We start from the raw sequence: 24,963 nt of genomic DNA on the forward strand, positions 1-24,963 counted from the left end.
TTTGCGCTAGCGAGGGACGTGGCATACGCCATTGATCAGGTTATTGATGTTGTAGTAATACTCGGCATCGGAGAAGTAATTGAACGTCACCATACCGCCTTGAAAGCCTCTTTCCATGAACGGAAGTTCATCGCCGGCAGTATCCGCGTCAAACTTTACAATCGAACGCGTCTTGAACAGAAACCTGGAAGTATCCAGATGTGTTAGTGCAATCTCGAACTTTCGATCATAGGTATAAACTTTTCCTTCAGGTGTTTTGACGACGTAGTACACATAGAGAGCGCCCTCCCTTGGATCGATCGTCATATCACCAACGCCATGCCAACGAACTTCGTGATCATGAGTATGGACAAAATCGATGGATGCAAAACAGGGGGCGCGTGGAATATCGCGATTAATAAAATAGAAATGCCTGATAACCAGAGCACCAAAGATGCATGCAGACGAGACGCCAAACAATGCGATTATTTTTTTCCAACGAGTTGGTAGTTCACGCATATGGCCTCCCCTTTACTTTCCGGCTTGATACACTTGATCAGTAATTGAGAGAGCGGTTTACGCACATAGTAGTTAATATCGGACAATACAATCGGTGGTTCGAACTCGCTGAGCGCTTTGACAATATCCTCTTTGGACATTCTTTCACTTTCTTCTACATACAATTTCGCTTCGCCTTCTTGCCAGATGAGTTTCCACTCCTCCAGATCAGCGGGCTTTTTAAACACCAGATAAGCGTAAAAGACCGGAAGAGCAATCGCCGACACCAGGATTGCAGGCAAAAGGAAGCGCCAGTAACGACTGAATGGCTTTTTCACCGTGGGAGCGTCGACGATGGACGGTTCAGCATCGTTTACCAACGCAGGCGGCGACTCAGAGGCTTGAGTCTGCGCGCTGACCAACCGGATTTCACACAACAGCACCGCGCCACGGCGTGGCAAAGTTTTGAGACTGTCCCGTGGCAAACCAACGTCAGCGAAATGCGCGCGGAGCATGTGCAGGGTCTTGTAATAACTGCTGTCGGAAATCACCAGCCCGCGCTCCCCCCAGACCCTGGAGATGAGTTGTTCCTTATCAGTCACGCCGGCTATCAGCGCTAGCAGCAGGTCACTTTCATTACTGCCCAGCAAGGCTGACCGCCGCGCCCGGCTGAGGGTCATTTTCTCTGCATCGTAGTAACAATCGCTCGCTGACGCTTGTGAGCCGATGCCCTCTGACTGTTCCAAGCTGCTTCCTCGACTTGCCTTGCGCCCACGCGTTCTGATCATTCGATAGCTTTTCGGCACTATAGGACACAATGCCAACCCGAGCGGCCGCGCGTTGCTGCATCCACCTCAAAAAAACTTCATACTCAGCCCCACTGAATCAACCCACGGGCCGCATCGCTGGCAAACACTCGCCATTTCGTAGATGCGAACGACCCCGTTTTTGCCTTGTCACTTTTTCCGGTAAAGCTAAACCTCTGATGAATAAAGCTATTTCAGACCTGTCCTCCCACACCCCGATGATGCAGCAGTACTGGCGCTTGAAGAATCAGCATCCAGATCAGCTGATGTTCTACCGCATGGGCGACTTCTACGAGATCTTCTACGAAGACGCGAAGAAGGCAGCCAAGTTGCTGGACATCACCCTGACCGCCCGTGGACAGTCGGCGGGGCAGGCGATTCCGATGTGTGGCATTCCTTACCACGCGGCGGAAGGCTATCTGGCGAAACTGGTCAAGCTTGGCGAGTCGGTGGTGATTTGCGAGCAGGTCGGCGACCCGGCGACCAGCAAAGGCCCGGTGGAACGTCAGGTGGTGCGGATCCTCACGCCGGGGACGGTCAGTGACGAGGCGCTGCTCGACGAGCGCCGCGACAACCTGATCGCTGCGCTGCTGGGGGATGAGCGTCTGTTCGGTCTGGCCGTGCTGGACATCACCAGCGGCAGTTTCAGCGTGTCGGAAATCAAAGGCTGGGAGAACCTGCTCGCGGAACTGGAGCGGATCAATCCGGTTGAGTTGCTGATCCCGGATGACTGGCCAAGGGACCTGCCAGCGGAAAAACGCCGTGGCGTCAGTCGTCGTGCGCCGTGGGATTTCGAGCGTGATTCAGCACTGAAAAGCCTTTGCCAGCAGTTCTCCACCCAAGACCTGAAGGGCTTTGGCTGCGAGAACCTGACCCTGGCCATCGGCGCTGCCGGTTGCCTGCTGGCCTACGCCAAGGAAACCCAGCGCACTGCCCTGCCCCACCTGCGCAGCCTGCGCCACGAACGTCTCGACGACACCGTGGTGCTGGACGGTGCGAGCCGCCGCAACCTGGAACTGGACACCAACCTGGCCGGTGGCCGCGACAACACCCTGCAATCGGTGGTCGACCGTTGCCAGACCGCCATGGGCAGCCGTTTGCTGACCCGCTGGCTGAATCGCCCGTTGCGCGATCTGACGGTATTGCTGGCGCGCCAGACCTCGATCACTTGCCTGCTCGATCGTTATCGTTTCGAAAAGCTGCAACCGCAGCTCAAGGAAATCGGCGATATCGAGCGAATTCTCGCGCGGATCGGCCTGCGCAACGCGCGTCCTCGTGACCTTGCCCGGCTACGCGACGCCCTTGGCGCACTGCCTGAACTGCAAATGGCGATGACCGATCTGGAAGCGCCGCACCTGCAAGGTCTGGCGACCACCACCAGCACTTACCCGGAATTGGCGGCGCTGCTGGAAAAAGCCATCATCGACAACCCGCCGGCGGTGATCCGTGACGGCGGCGTGTTGAAAACCGGCTACGACAGCGAACTTGACGAGCTGCAATCGCTGAGCGAAAACGCTGGCCAGTTCCTCATCGATCTCGAAGCCCGCGAGAAAGCCCGCACCGGTCTGAGCCACTTGAAAGTCGGCTACAACCGCATTCACGGCTACTTCATCGAATTGCCGAGCAAACAGGCCGAGTCGGCACCGGCGGACTATATCCGTCGACAAACCCTGAAAGGCGCCGAGCGTTTCATCACGCCTGAGCTGAAGGAATTCGAAGACAAGGCACTCTCGGCCAAGAGCCGTGCTCTGGCCCGCGAGAAGATGCTTTACGAAGCGCTGCTGGAAGACTTGATCAGCCAGTTGCCACCGTTGCAGGACACCGCCGGTGCGCTGGCCGAACTTGACGTGTTGAGCAACCTCGCCGAGCGTGCGCTGAACCTCGACCTGAACTGCCCGCGCTTCGTCAGCGAGCCCTGCATGCGCATCACCCAGGGTCGTCACCCGGTGGTCGAGCAAGTACTCACCACGCCGTTCGTGGCCAACGACCTGAGCCTGGACGACAACACGCGCATGTTGGTGATCACTGGCCCGAACATGGGCGGTAAATCCACCTACATGCGCCAAACCGCACTGATCGTCCTGCTCGCGCATATCGGCAGCTTCGTACCGGCGGCCAGTTGCGAACTGTCGCTGGTCGACCGCATCTTCACCCGCATCGGCTCCAGTGATGACCTCGCCGGTGGCCGTTCCACCTTCATGGTCGAAATGAGCGAGACCGCCAACATCCTGCACAACGCCACCGAGCGCAGCCTGGTGCTGATGGACGAAGTCGGTCGCGGCACCAGCACCTTCGACGGTCTGTCGCTGGCATGGGCGGCGGCCGAGCGTCTGGCCCATCTGCGCGCCTACACGCTGTTCGCTACGCATTACTTCGAACTGACCGTGCTGCCTGAAGCCGAGCCATTGGTGGCCAACGTCCACCTCAACGCCACCGAGCACAACGAACGCATCGTCTTCCTGCACCACGTGCTACCGGGGCCTGCCAGCCAGAGCTACGGTCTGGCGGTGGCGCAATTGGCCGGCGTGCCAAGCGAAGTCATCGTGCGTGCCCGCGAGCACCTGAGCCGACTGGAAGAAACCGCTTTGCCGCATGAAGCGCCGAAACCTGCCGCCAAGGGCAAACCGGCGACGCCACAGCAAAGCGACATGTTCGCCAGCCTGCCGCACCCGGTACTCGATGAGCTGGCTAAACTGGATCTGGATGACCTGACCCCGCGCCGTGCACTCGAAATGCTCTATGCACTGAAGAACCGGATATAAGCACTGAAGAAGCGGATATAACGCAAACGGCTTCAAGCTGTTAGAATCTCGCGCGGTTTGGGATGCTGCTGGCTAATAGCCTGGCCAGCAGGTATCGCTCCCGAACCTGGCGACCCCAACCGTGAAGGGGCAACGCTGCCGCCGCCTGAGGAGAAAATTAGAAATGACCTTCGTCGTCACCGACAACTGCATCAAGTGCAAGTACACCGACTGCGTAGAAGTCTGTCCGGTGGACTGCTTTTACGAAGGCCCGAATTTCCTGGTGATTCACCCGGATGAGTGCATCGACTGCGCCCTGTGCGAACCGGAATGCCCGGCTGTAGCAATCTTCTCCGAGGACGAAGTTCCGGAAGAGATGCAGGAGTTCATTCAACTGAACGTTGATCTGGCTGAAATCTGGCCGAACATCACCGAGAAGAAAGAATCGCTGCCTGATGCCGAAGAGTGGGATGGTGTCAAAGGCAAGATCAAAGACCTCGAACGCTGATCTGCCCCGCGCTCGAATGAAAAGGCCCCTTGCGGGCCTTTTTGCTTTTCTGTCATTTGCTTTTTTACGGGCAAAAAAAGGGGCGGTATGACCCGCCCACATTTTTTCCCTATTCCCTGTATTCCTTTTCATCATCCTGATGAATCGCTTCCTGCGATGTCCGTTCCCCTCTTCCTTGAAGGGCGTGTCTGTCCGTCGACACAATCCAGATACTAAAGAGTTCCCTGCCAAGAGCAATCGTCCCTGGATACCAAAAAAAACTGTAATAAGCCCTTCACATTAAAAAATAAGTATATAAATCAATATGTTAAATACTTAGCTTGAGTACGATCGCCGTCTGCTTCAGTGTAAAAATAACGAACACCTACGGAACGGTAAGCCAAGGCTTACACCGCAAACCTACAAAACCTCCCCTGTAGGAGCTGCCGAAGGCTGCGATCTTTTGATGTTAAAAACAGAATCAAAAGATCGCAGCCTTCGGCAGCTCCTACCTAGGCCGTCGCGCAAAAAAAAACCCCGAACCAGTCGGGGCTTTTTGCGGGTGGTCGTGTGATGCGCTTACTGAAACAGCGACTCGCTCGACAGGCCATTCTTCTCGAGGATTTCACGAAGGCGCTTGAGGCCCTCCACCTGGATCTGCCGCACCCGCTCCCGGGTCAGGCCGATCTCCAGGCCTACATCTTCCAGCGTGCTGCTCTCATGACCGCGCAAGCCGAAGCGGCGTACAACCACTTCGCGCTGCTTGTCGGTCAGCTCCGAGAGCCATTGATCGATGCTCTGCGACAGGTCGTCATCCTGCAACAGTTCGCACGGATCGGTCGGACGATCATCGGTGAGGGTGTCGAGCAGGGTTTTATCCGAATCCGGACCCAGCGAGACGTCGACCGAAGAAACCCGCTCGTTAAGGCCCAGCATACGCTTGACCTCGCCCACCGGTTTTTCCAGCAGGTTGGCGATTTCTTCGGGTGAAGGTTCGTGGTCGAGCTTTTGCGTCAGCTCCCGTGCAGCCCGCAGGTACACGTTGAGTTCCTTGACCACGTGAATCGGCAACCGGATGGTCCGGGTCTGATTCATGATCGCGCGCTCGATGGTCTGACGAATCCACCAGGTCGCGTAAGTCGAGAAACGGAAGCCGCGCTCGGGATCGAACTTTTCCACCGCCCGGATCAGCCCAAGGTTGCCCTCTTCGATCAGATCCAGCAGCGACAGCCCCCGATTTACGTAACGCCGGGCGATTTTGACCACCAGCCGCAGGTTACTTTCAATCATGCGCTTGCGCCCGGCCGGATCGCCACTTTGCGACAAGCGCGCAAAATGAACTTCTTCCTCCGGGGAGAGCAATGGGGAAAAGCCGATTTCGTTGAGATACAACTGCGTGGCATCAAGTGCACGCGTGTAATCGATGTACTTATGTTGTTTAAGTGAAGCGGAGTGTTTGGATTTGGAACGAACGGAAGGTGGAGCAGCCCCTTCATCATTCGACATCGAAGAATCCGAATCGATGCCGGTCTCCATAAGGAGAACCTCATCGTCGATGTCAAACTCCGGCACTTCTTTACTGAGAGCCATTGTTATAGTCCTTTGGTGAGTTCGACCCCAAGCTCAAGCGACGCCTTTATCCTTGGCAGCGCTGGAGCCTGTCCCCTCTACGTGACGGAACAGGCTGGCTTACAAATCAACGTCTTGGCAGGAACTGCAGCGGATCTACAGGTTTACCTTGGCGGCGAATCTCAAAATGCAGTTTCACCCGGTCTGTACCCGTTGACCCCATTTCGGCAATTGTCTGTCCGACCTTGACCTGCTGTCCCTCCCGAACCAACAGCCTGCGATTATGTCCGTAGGCACTGACGTAGGTTTCGCTGTGTTTGATGATGACTAATTCGCCGTAGCCCCTTAAGCCACTCCCGGCGTATACCACCGTCCCATCAGACGCAGCTAAAACAGGCTGTCCCAAATCTCCGGCGATATCAATTCCTTTATTCAAACTACCGTTTGAAGAGAATTTTCCAATCAGAATGCCATTAGATGGCCATCCCCAGCCGGTCGGGGCCGGACCTGCCGGAGGCAGTGGCGCGGGTGCTTGCTTGTTGGCGACGGACGGTGCAACGCCTGCCGAACCGCCAGTAGAACCGGTGGTTGTGGTGGTCGTCGTGCCATTTGCCTGGCGCCGGATTACCGTGGTTTTACTCGAAGAAGAAGGCGAAGAACTGCTGTTGCTGACCACCGCCGTCGGCGTTGAACCGGTGCGGCCATCGAAGCGAATCGTCTGACCCGGATGGATCGTGTACGGCGTAGGAATATTGTTCCGGGCCGCGAGGGCTTTGTAGTCCCAGCCATAGCGAAACGCGATTGAAAACATCGTATCGCCCGGACGGACTACATACTGTCCGGTCGTCACGGTAGGACGCTGGGCCACCGCATTGTTGCGATCGACCACCCGGACATTGCTCGATTTGGTGCTGGAGCAACCGACCAGCAAGGTGCTCAAGACAAGGCCAGTCACCAGGCGCTGAAAGCTCGTGTTACCCATACGCTGCGCAATGACTGTGAGACTCACCCGCCGCTCCCTTTGTGGTGGCTGAAAAATGTGAAATGCCGGATGTCGGCATGAGGTGTCGCCAGTATAACGGGCCGGATCGGCTTTACCTTTAATGAAGCGAAATCGCTTCGCGCACACGTTTGCAAGTTGGCAATCTGCTGCGTTTAAACCATCGCTGCCGGTGTAAGACACAGACGAACGAAAGGAATTCAGCGCACCGGAACAAATGCTCAGGCCAGTGGCCCATTAAGCAGCGGCACGAAACGAACAGCCCCCAGAACGTGTCGGGAAAAGCCGTTTTCCTCACGCACGATCAGCAACAATTGTTGCACTTCACCGGAGCCCACCGGGATCACCATGCGCCCGCCCGGAGCCAGTTGATCGAGCAAGGCTTGCGGTACATCCGTGGCCACGGCGGTGACGATAATGCCGTTATACGGCGCCAGCGCCGGCCAGCCTTCCCAGCCATCGCCCCAGCGGAACACCACGTTGCGCAGGTTCAGTTCGACCAAACGTTCCTTGGCACGGTCTTGCAGCACCTTGATGCGCTCGACCGAGAACACTCGCTCAACCAGTTGCGACAACACCGCAGTCTGGTAACCGGAACCAGTGCCGATCTCGAGCACTTTATCCAGTGGACCCGCCTCCAACAGCAGCTCGCTCATGCGCGCCACCATATAAGGCTGGGAAATCGTCTGGTTATTGCCGATCGGCAGCGCCGTGTCTTCATAGGCGCGATGGGCCAGCGCTTCATCGACGAACAGGTGACGCGGCGTGCGCCGAATCACTTCCAGCACCTTGGCGTTGGACACACCCTCTTCGTACAGGCGCTGGATCAGACGCTCACGGGTTCGCTGCGAGGTCATGCCGATACCGCTGCGCAGCCGGTCTTCGTGTTCACGGGCCATCAGCGCAGTCCCTCCAGCCAGCCGTCGAGGCTTCTAAAGGCATCGTTGAAGGTGCGATCGAGCTGCAACGGGGTGATGGAAACATAGCCCTGCATCACCGCATGAAAGTCGGTGCCCGGGCCGCCATCTTCGGCATCGCCGGCAGCGGCAATCCAGTAACCGGCCTTGCCACGCGGATCGACCACTTTCATCGGCGCCGCCGCGCGGGCGCGATGGCCGAGCCGGGTCAGCTGGATGCCACGAATGTGATCGATGGGCAGATTGGGGATGTTCACATTGAGCACCGTGCGCGGTGGCAGATCGAGCCCGGCATGGGCCTCGACCAGTTTGCGCGCAAAGTAAGCTGCCGTCGGCAGATTATCCACTTGCCGCGAGACCAGCGAAAAAGCGAACGACGGACGCTCGAGAAAACGTCCCTCAAGGGCGGCCGCCACTGTCCCGGAATACAGCACATCGTCGCCAAGGTTGGCGCCGAGGTTAATGCCGGAAACCACCATGTCCGCCTCTCGCTCCAGCAAGCCGTTCAGGCCCAGGTGCACGCAGTCGGTCGGTGTGCCATTAAGGCTGATAAAGCCGTTGGCCAGATATTGCGGGTGCAGCGGACGGTCGAGCGTCAGCGAACTGCTGGCGCCGCTTTTGTCCTGCTCCGGGGCGATAACCACGCACTCGGTATAATCCGCCAGCGCAGCATAAAGCGCGGCAAGACCGGGTGCGGTTACCCCATCGTCGTTAGAAATCAGAATACGCATGGGCTGTCCGTCTGCCCCACCGGCACCAGATCAACGAGTTCGCGCACCAATACAGTGGCGAAGCATCCGGCCGGGAGGACGAATTCCAGTTGCAGAATGTCAGGCTGGGGATAATGCCACGTCAACCCGCCAATGGGCAGCCGCAGGATGCGACGTTCGTGACTCATACCGGCGTTGATCAACCAATCGCGCAGATCCGCTTCACCGGCGGCAATCCCCTGCTCCAGATCATGGACAGCGCCTGCGGTCGGCGAGTCACCTTCGCCCCACTGCGGGCCGGTCGGATGCAGGTCAAGAATCGCCAGACGCGGGTCGCTGCACTCGGCCTCACCGGCCGGGAAAAAACTGCGGCTGTCGGTGAACGCCAGCAGATCGCCGACCTGGGCTTTTTGCCAGGTGCCATCGGCAACCCGTGCGGCGAGCACCTGATTGAACAGAAAACTGCGCGCGGTCGAGAGCAGGCGCGAACGCACATTGCGTTGCTCCGGCAGGGCTTTGCGCGCGGCCCACGAACGCGCGTCAACGACGTTGCCGCCGTCATGGCCGAAACGCTGGGCGCCGAAATAATTGGGGATGCCTTGCCTGGCGATCAGTTGCAGTCGCTGTTCAATCGCATCTTTATCGCCAGCGAACTGAGTCAAGCGCAAGGTGAAACCATTGGCCGAATGCGCGCCGCGTTGCAGCTTGCGTTTGTGGCGAGTGATCTTGAGGATTTTCAGCGTATCGTTTTCCGCCGCCGACAGATCCGGATCGGCCTTGCCCGGCAATTGCACGCTGAACCACTGGCGGGTCAGCGCCTGACGATCCTTGAGACCGGCATAGCTGACCGTGCGCAGCGGCACGCCGGCAGCCTTGGCGATACGCCGCGCAGCTTCTTCAGTGTTCAGGCCGCGTTTCTCGACCCAGATCCACAGGTGTTCACCGTCGCCACTGAACGGGATGTCGAGGACTTCATCGACCTGAAAATCTTCAGCGATGGCTTTCAGTACCGCGGTCCCCAATGGTTCGCCATAGGCGCGCGGGCCGAGCAATTGCAGTTCATTCATGCGCGCAGCAACAAGGCAACGGAGTGCACGGCGATACCTTCTTCGCGACCGACAAAGCCAAGCTTTTCGGTGGTGGTAGCTTTCACGTTCACTTGATCCAACTCAACTTGAAGATCCGCCGCGATCAGCGCGCGCATCGATTCGATATGCGGGGCCATTTTCGGCGCCTGGGCAACGATGGTGTTGTCGATGTTGCCGACTTTCCAGCCTTTGGCATGGATCAGCGCGACCACATGACGCAGCAGCGCGCGGCTGTCGGCACCCTTGAATTGCGGGTCGGTGTCCGGGAAGTGTTTGCCGATATCACCCAGCGCCGCAGCGCCGAGCAAGGCATCGCTCAAGGCGTGCAGCAGGACGTCACCGTCGGAATGAGCGAGCAGCCCGAAGCTGTGTGCAATGCGCACGCCGCCCAGAGTAATGAAATCGCCTTCAGCGAAACGGTGCACATCATAGCCGTGGCCAATACGCATAAAAAAAACGCCCCGATTTTTGTCAGGGCGTGATTCTACCCGCATTAACCGCGCAGAGCGCGTGCGTGATGCTGCAAGTGGTCGTCTATAAAGCTTGAGATGAAGAAATAGCTGTGGTCGTAGCCCGGTTGCAGGCGCAATGTCAGCGGATGACCCGCTTGTTTTGCCGCTTGTTGCAAGGCTTCGGGTTTGAGCTGAGTGGCGAGGAAGTCGTCGCGATCCCCTTGATCGACCAGCAGCGGCAGTTTTTCATCCGCTTCGGCGATCAGTGCGCAGGCATCCCACTCTTTCCACTTCGAACGGTCTTCACCGAGGAAACGGGAAAAGGCTTTTTGCCCCCACGGGCAATCCATCGGATTGTTGATCGGCGAGAACGCCGACACCGATTGATAGCGCCCTGGATTTCGCAATGCGCAGACCAACGCACCGTGGCCGCCCATCGAGTGGCCGCTGATGCTGCGTTTGTCCGACGCAGGGAAATGCGCTTCAACCAATGAAGGCAATTCCTGCACGACATAGTCATGCATCCGATAGTGGCGCGACCAAGGCTCCTGCGTAGCATTCAGATAGAACCCGGCGCCGAGGCCGAAATCCCACGCACCGTCCGGATCAGCCGGCACATCAGGGCCGCGCGGACTGGTGTCCGGCGCAACGATGATCAAACCGAGTTCAGCGGCCATGCGCATCGCGCCGGCCTTTTGCATGAAGTTTTCGTCGGTGCAGGTCAGGCCGGACAACCAATACAGAACCGGCAGCTTGCCGCCCTGCTCCGCCTGCGGCGGCAGGTAGACGGCAAACACCATGTCGCAACCGAGCACGTCGGAGCGATGGCGATAACGCTTGTGCCAACCGCCAAAACTCTTCTGACAGGAGATGTTTTCCAGACTCATGGGGATTCTCCCAGCTGCAAGTGGCAAGCTTCGAGCTTCAAGAACAGGCAAAAGCGCCTTTGCTTGCAGCTTGAAGCTTGTAACTTGGGGCTGCTTTTAGAAATGAATGACGGTACGGATGCTCTTGCCTTCGTGCATCAGGTCGAAGGCCTTGTTGATGTCTTCCAGACCCATGGTGTGAGTGATGAACGTATCCAGCGGGATTTCGCCGCTTTGGGCCATGTCGACGTAGCTTGGCAACTCGGTACGACCGCGCACGCCGCCGAATGCCGAACCGCGCCAGACGCGACCGGTCACCAACTGGAACGGACGGGTCGAAATTTCCTGACCAGCACCGGCAACACCGATGATCACCGACTCACCCCAACCTTTGTGACAGCACTCAAGGGCGGCGCGCATCAGTTGCACGTTGCCGATGCACTCAAAGGAGAAGTCGACGCCGCCATCAGTCATGTCGACGATCACTTCCTGGATCGGACGATCGAAGTCTTTCGGGTTCACGCAGTCGGTGGCGCCGAGTTGTTTGGCGATCTCGAACTTGGCCGGGTTGATGTCGATGGCGATGATGCGCGCAGCCTTGGCTTTCACCGCGCCGATTACTGCCGACAGACCAATACCGCCGAGACCGAAGATGGCCACGGTGTCACCCGGTTTGACCTTGGCGGTGTTAAGCACTGCACCGATACCAGTGGTGACGCCGCAGCCTAGCAGGCAAACCTTTTCCAATGGCGCATCTTTGGAGATCTTGGCCACGGAGATTTCCGGCAACACGGTGTATTCCGAGAACGTTGAAGTGCCCATGTAGTGAAAAATTGTTTCGCCCTTGTAGGAAAAACGCGAGGTGCCGTCCGGCATCAAACCTTTGCCCTGGGTTGCGCGAATCGCCTGACACAGGTTGGTCTTGCCCGACTTACAGAATTTGCACTGGCCGCATTCCGGGGTGTACAGCGGAATGACGTGATCGCCAACGGCAACCGAGGTCACGCCTTCGCCGATCGCTTCAACAATGGCGCCACCTTCGTGGCCAAGGATCGAAGGAAAAATACCTTCCGGATCAGCGCCGGACAGGGTGTAGGCGTCAGTGTGGCAAACCCCGGAAGCGACTACGCGCAGCAACACTTCACCGGCCTTGGGCATGGCGACATCGACTTCTACGATTTCCAGCGGCTTCTTGGCCTCGAAGGCAACGGCGGCGCGCGACTTGATCATGCTGACTCTCCAGTGAATCCAATGAATAAAAAAACCAGACAAGGAGTGTAATACATGGCTTTACAATGAATAATCCGGGCAAAAGCAAAACATTATTGCCATACAGGGATAATCCCGATGTCCGAAAACCGCTGGGAAGGCATCGACGAGTTCGTCGCCGTTGCTGAATGCAGCCAGTTCACTGCCGCCGCCGAACGTCTTGGGGTTTCGTCCTCCCACATCAGTCGACAAATCGTACGCCTGGAGGAGCGTTTACAGACGCGCCTGCTCTATCGAAGTACCCGCCGGGTGACGCTGACTGAGGCTGGACAGACATTCCTGCAACATTGCCAACGTTTGCAGGACGGTCGTGAAGAAGCCTTGCGCGCAGTTGGCGACCTGACCAGCGAACCGAAAGGCATGCTGCGCATGACCTGTGCCGTCGCCTACGGCGAGCGGTTTATCGTGCCGTTGGTGACGCGGTTCATGGGGCTGTATCCGCAGTTGCGCGTCGATATCGAGCTGAGCAATCGCCAACTCGATCTGGTGCATGAAGGGCTGGATCTGGCGATTCGCTTGGGTCGTTTGCAGGACTCGCGGTTGGTTGCGACACGCCTGGCGCCTCGGCGAATGTATCTCTGCGCGTCACCGTCCTACGTTGAGCGGTACGGTCGCCCACACAGTTTGTCGGAACTCTCTCGCCATAATTGCCTGATCGGCAGCTCGGACCTCTGGCAGCTTGAGCAAAACGGGCGGGAATTTTCCCAGCGGGTGCAGGGCAACTGGCGCTGCAACAGTGGGCAGGCGGTGCTGGATGCGGCGCTTCAGGGAGTGGGGTTGTGTCAGTTGCCGGATTATTACGTGCTGGAACATTTGCACAGTGGCGCGCTGATTTCGTTGCTGGAGGCGCATCAGCCACCGAATACGGCGGTGTGGGCGCTGTATCCGCAGCAACGGCATTTGTCGCCGAAGGTGCGCAAGTTGGTGGATTTTCTTAAGGAAGGGTTGGCTGAACGGCCGGAGTATCGTGGGTAACTCACGCGTTGTCTGAGCAGCCGCTTTCGCGAGCAAGCTCGCTCCCACAGGGGGCCCGCAGTGAATGCACATTGGGTGTCAGGCGCAAAGCAAATGTGGGAGCGAGCTTGCTCGCGAAGGCAGCAGAACAGGCAGCACAGCACTCAGCAGCGATTCGCCCAACGCTGACGCAACCATTCCAAATCTTCCGGCCGTGTCACCTTGAGGTTATCCGCCCGCCCTTCAATCAGACGCGGCTTGAGACCGGCCCACTCCATCGCCGAAGCTTCATCGGTAATCACGGCATCCGCCACCAGACTGTCCGCCAACGCCCGATGCAACGCACCGAGGCGAAACATCTGCGGCGTGTACGCCTGCCAGATCACGCTGCGATCCACGGTCTCAACCACCCGACCTTGCTTGTCGACCCGCTTCAACGTGTCGCGCGCCGGCACCGCGAGCAAACCGCCCACCGGATCATCCGCCAGCTCATCAAGTAACTTGTCGAGATCTTCACGACTCAGATTTGGGCGTGCCGCATCGTGCACCAGCACCCAGTCTTCATCATCGGCACCCTGCGCATGCAAATGCAGCAAGGCATTGAGCACCGAACCAGAACGCTCGGCCCCGCCTTCAACCCGCTGAATACGCGAGTCGCCCGCGCACGCGAGGTTCGGCCAGTAAGGATCATCAACCGCAAGACTGACCACCAAACCCTTGAGACTTGGGTGATCGAGGAAACAGCCAAGGCTGTGTTCGAGAATTGTGCGCCCGCCCAGTTGCAGATATTGCTTGGGACGGTCCGCGGCCATTCGGGCACCGACGCCCGCGGCAGGAATCACGGCCCAAAAGGCCGGCAGGGAATTGATCATTGGGCCAACTGGTAAAGGGTTTCGCCGTCCTTGACCATGCCCAGTTCGTGACGAGCCCGTTCTTCAACGGTCTCCATGCCCTTCTTCAACTCGCTGACTTCAGCGTCCATCACCCGATTGCGCTCCAGCAAACCTTCGTTCTCGGCGTGTTGATCAGCAATCTGCTGATTCAGCTCGGCGACTTGCGCCAGACTGCCATTGCCCACCCACAGGCGGTACTGCAGACCGGCCAGTAGCAAGAGCAAAACGAGAAACAACCAGTAAGGACTGCGCATCGAATATCAGGTATCCAGTGAAAAAAGACAGCCACGCCAAAACTTTGAAGCATCTGATAGCACGAAGCCTGGAAAGATCCAGGCTTGTGCTGTCAAGGCATCAGATTAGTGGCAAATCCATCGCTGTCACGACTTTTTCGACACAATCCGGTGTCCTTCCATCGATTTGTACTTAGCCGCGGAACTCGCTGCGACCGTTGTACTTGGCCTTGCCATTCAACTGCTCTTCGATACGCAGCAGTTGGTTGTACTTGGAAACGCGGTCGGAACGGCACAGCGAACCGGTCTTGATCTGGCCAGCCGAGGTGCCCACAGCCAGGTCGGCAATGGTCGAATCTTCGGTTTCGCCCGAACGGTGCGAGATCACTGCAGTGTAACCGGCAGCCTTGGCCATCTGGATGGCTTCCAGGGTTTCGGTCAGGGTGCCGATCTGGTTGAACTTGATCAGGATCGAGTTGGCGATGTTTTTATCGATGCCCTCTTTCAGGATCTTGGTGTTGGTCACGAACAGGTCGTCGCCCACCAATTGAACCTTCTCGCCGATCTTGTCGGTGAGGATCTTCCAGCCAGCCCAGTCGGACTCGTCCAGACCGTCTTCGATCGAGATGATCGGGTAACGTTCGGTCAGGCCTTTCAGGTAGTCAGCGAAACCTTCAGCAGTGAACACCTGGCCTTCGCCGGACAGATTGTACTTGCCGTCTTCGTAGAATTCGCTGGCCGCACAGTCCAGGGCCAGGGTCACGTCAGTGCCCAGCTTGTAACCGGCATTGGCCACAGCTTCGGAGATCACTTTCAGCGCGTCTTCGTTGGACGCCAGGTTCGGTGCGAAACCGCCTTCGTCGCCAACGGCAGTGCTCAGGCCACGGGCCTTCAGCACAGCTTTCAAGTGATGGAAAATCTCGGTGCCCATGCGCAGACCTTCCGAGAACGACTTGGCGCCAACCGGCTGCACCATGAATTCCTGGATGTCGACGTTGTTATCGGCGTGCTCGCCACCGTTGATGATGTTCATCATCGGCACCGGCATCGAGTAAACACCCGGCGTGCCGTTGAGGTTGGCAATGTGTGCGTACAGCGGCAGGTCCTGATCCTGTGCAGCAGCCTTGGCCGCAGCCAGGGACACGGCGAGGATGGCGTTGGCGCCCAGAGTTGCCTTGTTTTCGGTACCGTCGAGCTTGATCATCGCGTGATCCAGGGCTTTCTGGTCGCTTGGGTCGGTACCCAGCAGCAGATCGCGGATCGGACCGTTGATGTTGGCTACCGCTTTGAGCACGCCCTTGCCCAGGTAACGGCTCTTGTCGCCATCACGCAGCTCGAGCGCTTCACGCGAGCCAGTGGATGCACCGGACGGCGCGCACGCGCTGCCGATGATGCCGTTGTCGAGAAGCACGTCCGCTTCCACGGTGGGATTGCCACGGGAGTCGAGAACTTCACGACCTTTGATGTCGACGATTTTTGCCATTGTTGTAAACACTCCAAAGTTGACGAAAACGACGCAGCTAGAGGAAATCTTTTTACCGTCGGCAAGGGGTGTGCAGCGGGCAGACTTGCAGACGATAACGCTCATGCCCGAGGGCATGAGCGACAAATCGTGCGGTACTTTACCGGAGAATTGAGTGTTACGCGGTTTCTACCGTCGGAAAACTCTTCACCAGTTCGTCCAGAGCTTTGAGCTGGGCCAGGAATGGCTCCAGTTTGTCCAGACGCAAGGCGCAAGGGCCGTCGCATTTGGCGTTGTCCGGATCCGGATGCGCTTCGAGGAACAGACCCGCCAGCGACTGGCTCATGCCGGCCTTGGCCAGATCCAGAACCTGTGCACGGCGACCGCCGGCGGAGTCGGCACGACCACCCGGCATTTGCAGCGCATGGGTCACGTCGAAGAATACCGGGTACTCGAACTGCTTCATGATGCCGAAGCCGAGCATGTCGACCACGAGGTTGTTGTAGCCGAAGCTCGAACCACGCTCGCAGAGGATCAATTGATCGTTACCCGCTTCCACGCACTTGTTCAGGATGTGTTTCATTTCCTGAGGTGCGAGGAACTGGGCTTTCTTGATGTTGATCACTGCATTGGTCTTGGCCATCGCGACGACCAGATCGGTCTGGCGCGACAGGAAGGCCGGCAGTTGAATGATGTCGCAGACCTCAGCGACGACCGCGGCCTGATCAGGCTCGTGGACGTCGGTGATGATCGGCACGCCGAAGGCTTGTTTGATGTCCTGGAAGATGCGCATGCCCTCTTCCAGGCCAGGACCACGATAGGAGGTCACAGAAGAACGGTTGGCCTTGTCGAAACTGGCCTTGAACACGTAAGGGATACCGAGTTTCTCGGTGACCTTCACGTACTCTTCGCAAACCTGCATGGCCATGTCACGGCTTTCCAGCACGTTCATGCCGCCGAACAGCACCATGGGTTTGTCGTTGGCAATCTCGATGTCGCCGACGCGGATGATCTTCTGTGCCATCGGGGTTACGCCTTCTTCTGGTGTTGAGCCAACGCGGCTTTGACAAAACCGCTGAACAGCGGATGGCCATCGCGTGGTGTCGAGGTGAACTCAGGGTGGAACTGGCAAGCGACGAACCATGGGTGATCGGCCGCCTCCACCACTTCAACCAGCGCAGCATCAGCGGAGCGACCGGAGATTTTCAGGCCGGCTTCGATCAGTTGTGGCAGCAGGTTGTTGTTCACTTCGTAACGGTGACGGTGACGCTCGACGATCACGTCCTTGCCATAGCAGTCGTGCACCTTGGAGCCGGCTTCGAGCAGGCAGTCCTGAGCGCCGAGACGCATGGTGCCGCCCAGGTCGGACGATTCGGTACGCACTTCAACGGCACCGGTCGCGTCTTCCCACTCGGTGATCAGACCGACAACCGGATGGCCGCTGGCGCGATCGAACTCGGTGGAGTTGGCGTCTTTCCAGCCCATCACGTTACGGGCGAATTCGATGACCGCCACTTGCATACCGAGGCAGATGCCGAGATACGGAACCTTGTTTTCGCGAGCGTACTGAACGGCAGTGATCTTGCCTTCCACGCCGCGCAGACCGAAGCCGCCCGGTACGAGAATCGCATCAACACCTTCGAGCAGCGCAGTGCCCTGGTTTTCGATGTCTTCGGAGTCGATGTAACGCAGATTGACCTTGGTGCGATTGCTGATGCCGGCGTGACTCATCGCTTCGATCAGCGACTTGTAAGCGTCCAGCAGCTCCATGTACTTGCCGACCATGGCGATGGTCACTTCGTGTTCCGGGTTCAGCTTGGCGTCAACCACCGCTTCCCACTCGGACAGATCAGCGCTGCCGCATTGCAGACCGAAACGCTCAACGACGAAATCGTCCAGACCTTGCGAGTGCAGGATGCCCGGGATCTTGTAGATGGTGTCGGCGTCTTCCAGCGCGATCACCGCACGTTCTTCAACGTTGGTGAACTGAGCGATCTTGCGACGCGACGAGATGTCGATCGGATGATCGGAACGGCACACCAGCACGTCCGGCTGCAGACCGATCGAACGCAGCTCTTTTACCGAGTGCTGGGTTGGTTTGGTCTTGGTCTCGCCGGCGGTGGCGATGTACGGCACCAGCGTCAGGTGCATCAGCATCGCGCGCTTGGCGCCGACTTCGAAACGCAGTTGACGGATGGCTTCAAGGAAAGGTTGCGACTCGATGTCACCGACGGTGCCACCGATTTCAACCATCGCCACGTCAGCGTCACCGGCACCCTTGATGATGCGGCGCTTGATTTCGTCGGTGATGTGCGGGATTACCTGGATGGTCGCACCCAGGTAGTCACCACGGCGCTCTTTGCGCAGCACGTGCTCGTAGACACGGCCAGTGGTGAAGTTGTTGTTCTGGGTCATGGTCGTGCGGATGAACCGCTCGTAGTGGCCCAGGTCCAGGTCGGTTTCGGCGCCGTCGTGGGTGACGAACACTTCACCGTGCTGGAACGGGCTCATCGTGCCCGGGTCGACGTTGATGTACGGGTCCAGCTTCAGCATGGTGACCTTAAGTCCCCGCGCCTCCAGGATGGCCGCCAATGAAGCCGATGCAATGCCTTTCCCCAATGAAGAAACAACACCGCCCGTGACGAATATGTAGCGCGTCATGAAAAACCCTAGAAGTCTGCGTTAAAGCGGTACGAGCCGCCGGGGAAAGCGAAGGAAGGCCGAAGCCCCCGATCACCTGCATTAATCACAGTGCACCTTTCAAAAAAACCGCCGCGTTGGGACAGACCGGCAGGTGAAACACCGGTACGTTGCTCGCTACACATTTTTTGGAATCGCCCAGCAAAGACTGCTTGGTAATCGGCAACTCCTGCAATTCAGGCGAATCCACAGAAGTTGTATCAAGAAGGGAGCGTAGTCTACCGGAATGCTCCTTTCAGCTCAAACCTTGATCTTCGTCTGTTGGCTGCCAATGCAATTTCCAGCCGTCCAGCACAGGGCCATCAAGTCCCGGCAGGTTCGCCACCGCGAGCAATTCATCGCCGCGAAACAGCAGCGGCAATCTGCCACGGACGAAACCCGGCACCGAGCGCTCATTGAGCAGGCGCTTGAGGTCGCGATGGCCGCGATCCGCCAGATGCATCACTTCACCGCCCTGACGATAGACAATGCGCAGCGGCCCGCAAGGCGACTGCCCCGTGAACATGACACGTCCGTTATCGGCCAAGCGTAGCGCTGACGCCGGGCTCTGCCACTCGGTGCCGATCACTGGAGTGCGTAGCCAGTCGCCGCTGAGCCACCACAGACGACCGGCACTGCGGTGGAGCTCGCCATCGGCCAGGCGCCAGATCGGTGAGGCATCGTGAGCGGCCTCGCACAGATCCATCCATCCCGACCAATGGTCGCTATCGGGCAGTTGTGTAAAGGGCTCGAGCCAATGGCTGATCGCGTTTCGTTGGCGGGCGGCGGACAGAGCGGCAAGTGGCGCCAGTTCCAGCGACGGCAAACCCAACCATGCGAAATCATGAGCAGTCGCGGCTTGTGCCAGATCGATCTGCGCCAGTTCATCGAGCAGCCCCTGGGCTTCACGCAGATGCGCGGCACTGCGGGCCATGCTCGCCTGCGCTTGTGGCCAGCGCCCGGTCAGCAGCGGCATGACTTGATGGCGCAGATAGTTGCGCGAGAATTGCCGATCCTCATTCGATGGGTCTTCAATCCAGCGCAATTGATGAGTCTGCGCATACGCCTCCAGCTCGGAACGAGAGAAGTCCAGCAAAGGGCGAATCAGTGTGCCCTGCCCCACTGGCCGTTGCTGCGGCATCCCGCCAAGCCCTCTGACACCGGCACCGCGCAACAGACGAAACAGCAGCGTTTCTGCCTGATCGTCACGATGCTGACCGGTCAGCAGTACATCATTGGCTTGCGTCAGCGCACTGAACACAGCGTATCGCGCATCCCGCGCCGCCCGCTCCAGACTCGCGCCCGGCTGCACCTTCACCCGTTCAATCAGCAACGGCACGCCCAGTGCGTCGCAAACTGCTTGGCAATGCTGCGGCCACGCATCAGCCGCAGCCTGGAGGCCGTGATGGATATGGATGGCGCTTAACGGAGGGAGTGATACGTTTTTTGCCAGATCGGCAAGCAGATGCAGCAGAACAGTTGAGTCGAGGCCACCAGAGAAGGCGATACGCCAATGAGCGGCATTGCGCCAAGGCTCAAGTTTCAGCAATAGCCGGGAAGGCAAATCACTCTTCGAAGAATTCATAGAGAGGGTCGCTTCTCAAGGATCCTGTAGGAGCTGCCGAAGGCTGCGATCTTTTGATCTCGGAAGATCGCAGCCTTCGGCAGCGCCTACAGGGGTATTGCGTTCGACTTAGAGACCGTAGCTCATCAGTCGATCATAACGGCGCTTCAATAGCGCTTCGTTATCGAACTTCTTCAACATCGCCAGTTGCGAGCTCAGCTCGGCACGGATCGATGCTGCCGCGGCAGCCGGATCACGGTGTGCGCCGCCCAGAGGCTCGCCAATCACCTTGTCGACAATGCCCAAGCCTTTCAGGCGCTCGGCGGTGATACCCATCGCTTCAGCAGCATCCGGCGCTTTTTCAGCGGTTTTCCACAGAATCGAAGCGCAACCTTCCGGCGAGATCACCGCGTAGGTCGAGTATTGCAGCATGTTCAGCTGATCGCAGACACCAATCGCCAATGCACCGCCGGAACCACCTTCACCGATAACGGTGGCAATGATCGGGGTCTTCAGACGCGACATCACACGCAGGTTCCAGGCAATCGCTTCGCTCTGGTTGCGCTCTTCAGCGTCGATACCCGGATAGGCACCCGGGGTGTCGATGAAGGTCAGGATCGGCATCTTGAAACGCTCGGCCATCTCCATCAGACGGCAAGCCTTGCGGTAGCCTTCCGGACGCGGCATGCCGAAGTTGCGGCGCACCTTCTCACGGACTTCACGGCCCTTCTGGTGACCGATGATCATCACCGGCTGATCTTCCAGACGGGCGATACCGCCAACGATTGCGGCGTCGTCAGAGAAGTGACGGTCGCCGTGCAGTTCGTCGAACTCGGTGAAGATGTGCTCGATATAGTCGAGGGTGTACGGGCGTTTCGGGTGACGCGCCAGGCGTGCGATCTGCCAGCTGGTCAACTTGCCGAAGATGTCTTCGGTCAGCGTTTTGCTCTTGTCCTGCAGGCGGGAGATCTCATCGCCGATATTCAGCGAATTGTCATTACCGACCAAGCGCAACTCTTCGATCTTGGCTTGCAGGTCGGCGATCGGCTGTTCGAAATCTAGAAAATTCGGGTTCATAGGCGTCCGTCTTGGGTCGTGTCCCAAATGAGCTTGGGCCGGCCGGTTGTCTATTCGCGCCCTACCTTAAGGGAGAGGCGCGCTGAGGTCGAGATTAAAAATTCAGGTTGCGGGCAAGCGCAGTGATGGCACTTGCCGGTCAACGGTATTGGAGAAAGACGTTGTCTCGCCCGAACTGGTCACGCAGAGCCTGAATCAAGGCATCCGCCGGATCAATTCGCCAGGTCTCGCCAAACTGCAACAAGGTCTTGGCATCCGGGCTGGTGTATTCCATGGTGATCGGGCAAGCGCCACGATGACGCTTGAGCAACTCGCCCAACCAGCGTAGCTGATCGCCTTTCAAGTCCTGAGTCTGAAGCTTTAGACGCAGACTTTCGGCCAGGTTGGTCCGGGCGTCTTCCATGCTCATCACACGTTTGACCCGCAGCTTCAGGCCCCCGGAGAAGTCGTCATTGCTGACCTCGCCTTCCACGACCACCATCGCGTCAGTCTGCAACAACGACTGCGCCGCATGGAACGACTCGGAAAACAGCGAGGCCTCGATGCGTCCAGAACGGTCATCCAGGGTAATGAACCCCATCTTGTCGCCCTTCTTGTTCTTCATGACCCGCAGCGCAATGATCATGCCCGCGACGGTCTGGGTATCACGCGCCGGTTTCAGATCAATGATGCGCTGGCGGGCGAAACGACGAATTTCACCTTCGTATTCATCAATCGGGTGACCGGTCAGGTAAAGGCCCAGGGTGTCTTTCTCCCCTTTGAGCCGCTCCTTGAGCGTCAACTCCTTGGCCTTGCGATGGTTGGCGTAAACGTCAGCGTCTTCTTCGACGAACAGTCCACCGAACAGGTCCGAGTGCCCGCTGTCCTGAGTGCGTGCAGTTTGTTCGGCGGCCTTGATCGCCTCTTCCATGGCCGTCAGCAGCACCGCGCGGTTGCGGTCGATGTTGGCCTGGTAGGCTTTTTGCTCATCGTGGAAGTACGGGCCAAGGCGATCCAGAGCGCCGCTGCGAATCAAGCCGTCGAGCGTGCGTTTGTTGATGCGCTTGAGGTCGACCCGGGCGCAGAAATCGAACAGGTCCTTGAATGGCCCCGCCAGACGCGCCTCAGTGATCGCCTCAACTGGCCCCTCGCCTACGCCCTTGATCGCGCCCAGGCCATAAATGATCCGGCCCTCATCGTTCACCGTGAACTTGAACTCCGAAGTGTTCACGTCCGGCGCGTCGAGGCGCAGTTTCATCGTGCGCACTTCCTCGATCAAGGTCACGACCTTGTCGGTGTTGTGCATGTCCGCCGAGAGTACCGCGGCCATGAATGGCGCAGGGTAGTGGGCTTTCAACCATGCAGTCTGGTACGAGACCAGGCCGTAGGCGGCGGAGTGGGATTTGTTGAAGCCGTAACCGGCGAATTTTTCTACCAGGTCGAAAATGTTACCGGCGAGGTCGGCGTCGATATTGTTGGTCGCGCAACCTTCAATGAAACCGCCGCGCTGCTTGGCCATTTCTTCGGGTTTTTTCTTACCCATGGCGCGACGGAGCATGTCCGCACCACCGAGGGTGTAACCGGCCATGACCTGGGCAATCTGCATCACCTGTTCCTGATACAGGATGATGCCGTAGGTCGGCGCCAGAACAGGCTTCAAACCTTCGTACTGGTAATCCGAGTGCGGGTACGCCAGTTCGGCGCGACCGTGCTTACGGTTGATGAAGTCGTCCACCATGCCGGACTGCAGCGGGCCCGGACGGAACAGGGCCACCAGTGCGATCAAGTCTTCCAGGCAGTCGGGCTTGAGCTTTTTGATCAGCTCTTTCATACCACGCGATTCAAGCTGGAATACCGCGGTGGTCTCAGCTTTCTGCAACAACGAGTACGTCGGTTTATCGTCCAGCGGGATAAACGCGATATCCAGCGGTGGCTCGTTGACCTTGGCGCGGTCGCGGTTGATGGTTTTCAGCGCCCAATCGATGATCGTCAGGGTCCGCAGACCGAGAAAGTCGAACTTCACCAGACCGGCGGCTTCAACGTCATCCTTGTCGAACTGGGTTACCAGACCATCACCGGCCTCGTCGCAATAGATCGGCGAAAAGTCAGTCAGCTTGGTCGGCGCGATTACCACACCACCGGCGTGTTTACCGACGTTACGCACAACGCCTTCGAGCTTGCGCGCCATCTCCCAGATTTCCGCAGCCTCTTCATCGACCTTGATGAAGTCACGGAGGATTTCTTCCTGCTCGTAGGCTTTTTCCAGGGTCATGCCGACTTCGAACGGAATCATCTTCGACAGACGATCCGCCAGGCCATAGGACTTGCCCTGTACCCGCGCCACGTCGCGCACCACAGCCTTGGCGGCCATGGAACCGAAGGTGATGATCTGGCTTACCGCGTTGCGGCCGTACTTCTCGGCCACGTAGTCGATCACGCGGTCACGACCGTCCATGCAGAAGTCGACGTCGAAGTCGGGCATGGATACCCGTTCCGGGTTAAGGAAACGTTCGAACAGCAGGTCGTATTCCAGCGGGTCGAGGTCGGTAATCTTCTGTACATAAGCCACCAACGAACCGGCACCCGACCCACGGCCCGGACCTACCGGCACGCCGTTGTTCTTGGCCCACTGGATAAAGTCCATCACGATCAGGAAGTAACCGGGGAAACCCATCTGGATGATGATATCCAGCTCGAAATTCAAGCGGTCGACGTAGACCTGACGCTTGGCTTCGTAGTCTTCGGTGGTGTCCTTGGGCAGCAGCACCGACAGGCGCTCTTCGAGACCGTCGAAGGAGACCTTGCGGAAATATTCATCGATGGTCATGCCATCGGGAATCGGGAAGTTGGGCAGGAAGTGAGTGCCCAGCTTCACTTCGATATTGCAGCGCTTGGCGATCTCGACGGTGTTTTCAATCGCGTCAGGAATATCGCTGAACAGCTCGATCATTTCCTCGGCGCTTTTCAGGTATTGCTGATCGCTGTAATTCTTCGAGCGCCGCGGATCGTCGAGGGCGCGGCCCTCACCGATGCACACGCGGGTTTCGTGGGCGGCGAAATCTTCCTGCTTGATGAAACGTACATCGTTGGTCGCCACCAGCGGCGCGCCAAGTTTGTCGGCAAGTGCGACGGCACCGTGCAGCTGCTCTTCATCGTTAGGACGATTGGTGCGCTGGATTTCCAGATAGAAACGATCCGGGAACACCGCCATCCATTCGCGCGTCAGAGTTTCGGCTTCAGCCGGATTGCCGCCGATCATGGCCATGCCGATCTCGCCTTCTTTGGCGGCGGACAGCATGATCAGGCCTTCGTTGGCTTCAGCAACCCACTCGCGCTCGACGATGATCATGCCGTTGCGCTGACCTTCGATGAAGCCGCGCGAGATCAACTCGGTGAGGTTGCGATAGCCCTTGGCGTTCATCACCAACAGGCTGAGCCGGCTCAGCGGTGCGTCCGGGTCTTTGTTCGACAGCCACAGGTCGGCACCGCAGATCGGCTTGATGCCCGCGCCCATGGTGTTTTTATAGAATTTGACCAGAGAACACATGTTGTTCTGGTCGGTGACCGCGACCGCCGGCATGTTCATGGCCGTCAGCGCCTTGACCAGCGGCTTGATCCGCACCAGCCCGTCGACCAGGGAGTATTCAGTGTGCAGGCGTAGATGAACGAATGAAGCCGGCATAGTGATCCTGTCCAGTTACATAGAGACAACAAGGCCCGGATTGTACCGGGCCTCGAAC

The 24,963-nt window shown here is 58.2% G+C and carries 21 protein-coding genes; 3 read left to right on the plus strand and 18 right to left on the minus strand.

Features of this window, described 5'->3' with window-relative positions; translation table 11 throughout:
* Positions 1–6: 6 nt before the first annotated feature.
* Both FGA82_RS22535 and FGA82_RS22540 read right to left on the minus strand, forming a co-directional pair.
* Positions 7–498, minus strand: a complete 492-nt coding sequence (locus tag FGA82_RS22535; protein ID WP_141128815.1) for a hypothetical protein — start codon at positions 496–498, stop codon at positions 7–9.
* Complete coding sequence (locus FGA82_RS22540) at positions 465–1,223, minus strand: winged helix-turn-helix domain-containing protein (RefSeq protein WP_141128816.1); 759 nt, start codon at positions 1,221–1,223, stop codon at positions 465–467. Before FGA82_RS22540 ends, FGA82_RS22535 begins: the two co-directional genes overlap by 34 nt.
* Before the next feature lie 251 nt (positions 1,224–1,474).
* On the opposite strand from FGA82_RS22540, the gene mutS reads away from it, so the two are divergent.
* Both mutS and fdxA read left to right on the plus strand, forming a co-directional pair.
* Positions 1,475–4,045 carry a DNA mismatch repair protein MutS gene (gene mutS, locus FGA82_RS22545; RefSeq protein WP_171057345.1) on the plus strand — a complete coding sequence of 857 codons (2,571 nt, stop codon included), beginning with the start codon at positions 1,475–1,477 and terminating at the stop codon, positions 4,043–4,045.
* A 163-nt stretch (positions 4,046–4,208) separates the two neighbouring features.
* Positions 4,209–4,532 carry a ferredoxin FdxA gene (gene fdxA, locus FGA82_RS22550; protein ID WP_008077096.1) on the plus strand — a complete coding sequence of 108 codons (324 nt, stop codon included), beginning with the start codon at positions 4,209–4,211 and terminating at the stop codon, positions 4,530–4,532.
* A gap of 558 nt (positions 4,533–5,090) precedes the next feature.
* Here fdxA and rpoS read toward each other — a convergent pair.
* The 8 genes from rpoS to FGA82_RS22590 form a co-directional block, all read right to left on the minus strand.
* Complete coding sequence (gene rpoS, locus FGA82_RS22555; protein WP_122591386.1) at positions 5,091–6,101, minus strand: RNA polymerase sigma factor RpoS; 1,011 nt, start codon at positions 6,099–6,101, stop codon at positions 5,091–5,093.
* A 106-nt stretch (positions 6,102–6,207) separates the two neighbouring features.
* Complete coding sequence (locus FGA82_RS22560; RefSeq protein ID WP_116028752.1) at positions 6,208–7,089, minus strand: peptidoglycan DD-metalloendopeptidase family protein; 882 nt, start codon at positions 7,087–7,089, stop codon at positions 6,208–6,210.
* Between the two features lie 212 nt (positions 7,090–7,301).
* A complete protein-coding gene (locus FGA82_RS22565) occupies positions 7,302–7,937 on the minus strand; it encodes a protein-L-isoaspartate(D-aspartate) O-methyltransferase (protein ID WP_171057346.1) in 636 nt (211 codons plus the stop codon).
* 41 nt (positions 7,938–7,978) lie between these two features.
* On the minus strand, positions 7,979–8,728 hold the full coding sequence (surE, locus tag FGA82_RS22570; protein ID WP_007908831.1) for a 5'/3'-nucleotidase SurE: 750 nt from the start codon (positions 8,726–8,728) through the stop codon (positions 7,979–7,981).
* On the minus strand, positions 8,716–9,774 hold the full coding sequence (gene truD / locus FGA82_RS22575) for a tRNA pseudouridine(13) synthase TruD (RefSeq protein WP_141128818.1): 1,059 nt from the start codon (positions 9,772–9,774) through the stop codon (positions 8,716–8,718). Before truD ends, surE begins: the two co-directional genes overlap by 13 nt.
* Positions 9,771–10,244: a 2-C-methyl-D-erythritol 2,4-cyclodiphosphate synthase gene (ispF, locus tag FGA82_RS22580; protein ID WP_141128819.1), complete on the minus strand. Its 474-nt coding sequence runs from the start codon at positions 10,242–10,244 to the stop codon at positions 9,771–9,773. The genes truD and ispF overlap by 4 nt, the downstream gene beginning before the upstream one ends.
* Before the next feature lie 44 nt (positions 10,245–10,288).
* Positions 10,289–11,140 (minus strand): S-formylglutathione hydrolase, encoded by an 852-nt coding sequence (gene fghA, locus FGA82_RS22585; protein WP_171057347.1) that lies wholly within the window; start codon positions 11,138–11,140, stop codon positions 10,289–10,291.
* 90 nt (positions 11,141–11,230) lie between these two features.
* Positions 11,231–12,343 (minus strand): S-(hydroxymethyl)glutathione dehydrogenase/class III alcohol dehydrogenase, encoded by a 1,113-nt coding sequence (locus tag FGA82_RS22590; RefSeq protein WP_008081726.1) that lies wholly within the window; start codon positions 12,341–12,343, stop codon positions 11,231–11,233.
* Between the two features lie 117 nt (positions 12,344–12,460).
* Between FGA82_RS22590 and FGA82_RS22595 the strand changes: the two genes are divergently transcribed.
* Complete coding sequence (locus FGA82_RS22595) at positions 12,461–13,357, plus strand: LysR substrate-binding domain-containing protein (RefSeq protein WP_141128821.1); 897 nt, start codon at positions 12,461–12,463, stop codon at positions 13,355–13,357.
* 143 nt (positions 13,358–13,500) lie between these two features.
* Here the strand turns inward: FGA82_RS22595 and ispD are convergent, their stop codons facing one another.
* The 8 genes from ispD to dnaE all read right to left on the minus strand — a co-directional run bounded on the left by ispD (position 13,501) and on the right by dnaE (position 24,905).
* A complete protein-coding gene (gene ispD / locus FGA82_RS22600; protein ID WP_141128822.1) occupies positions 13,501–14,208 on the minus strand; it encodes a 2-C-methyl-D-erythritol 4-phosphate cytidylyltransferase in 708 nt (235 codons plus the stop codon).
* The gene (ftsB, locus tag FGA82_RS22605; protein ID WP_007908838.1) at positions 14,205–14,483 is read right to left on the minus strand and encodes a cell division protein FtsB; all 279 of its coding nucleotides are present in this window, start codon (positions 14,481–14,483) and stop codon (positions 14,205–14,207) included. Before ftsB ends, ispD begins: the two co-directional genes overlap by 4 nt.
* A gap of 172 nt (positions 14,484–14,655) precedes the next feature.
* Entirely contained in the window at positions 14,656–15,945 is a 1,290-nt protein-coding gene (eno, locus tag FGA82_RS22610) for a phosphopyruvate hydratase (RefSeq protein WP_007908839.1), read from the minus strand.
* A gap of 157 nt (positions 15,946–16,102) precedes the next feature.
* On the minus strand, positions 16,103–16,948 hold the full coding sequence (gene kdsA, locus FGA82_RS22615) for a 3-deoxy-8-phosphooctulonate synthase (protein WP_016985082.1): 846 nt from the start codon (positions 16,946–16,948) through the stop codon (positions 16,103–16,105).
* Between the two features lie 5 nt (positions 16,949–16,953).
* On the minus strand, positions 16,954–18,585 hold the full coding sequence (locus FGA82_RS22620; protein ID WP_007908841.1) for a CTP synthase: 1,632 nt from the start codon (positions 18,583–18,585) through the stop codon (positions 16,954–16,956).
* Between the two features lie 274 nt (positions 18,586–18,859).
* Positions 18,860–20,188 (minus strand): tRNA lysidine(34) synthetase TilS, encoded by a 1,329-nt coding sequence (tilS, locus tag FGA82_RS22625; RefSeq protein WP_141128823.1) that lies wholly within the window; start codon positions 20,186–20,188, stop codon positions 18,860–18,862.
* A 108-nt stretch (positions 20,189–20,296) separates the two neighbouring features.
* A complete protein-coding gene (locus tag FGA82_RS22630; RefSeq protein WP_038357918.1) occupies positions 20,297–21,244 on the minus strand; it encodes an acetyl-CoA carboxylase carboxyltransferase subunit alpha in 948 nt (315 codons plus the stop codon).
* Between the two features lie 139 nt (positions 21,245–21,383).
* Positions 21,384–24,905, minus strand: a complete 3,522-nt coding sequence (gene dnaE, locus FGA82_RS22635; protein WP_141128824.1) for a DNA polymerase III subunit alpha — start codon at positions 24,903–24,905, stop codon at positions 21,384–21,386.
* Positions 24,906–24,963: the final 58 nt, after the last annotated feature.

The sequence above is a fragment of the Pseudomonas fluorescens genome (assembly GCF_005938625.1).
Classification (GTDB): domain Bacteria; phylum Pseudomonadota; class Gammaproteobacteria; order Pseudomonadales; family Pseudomonadaceae; genus Aquipseudomonas; species Aquipseudomonas fluorescens_BD.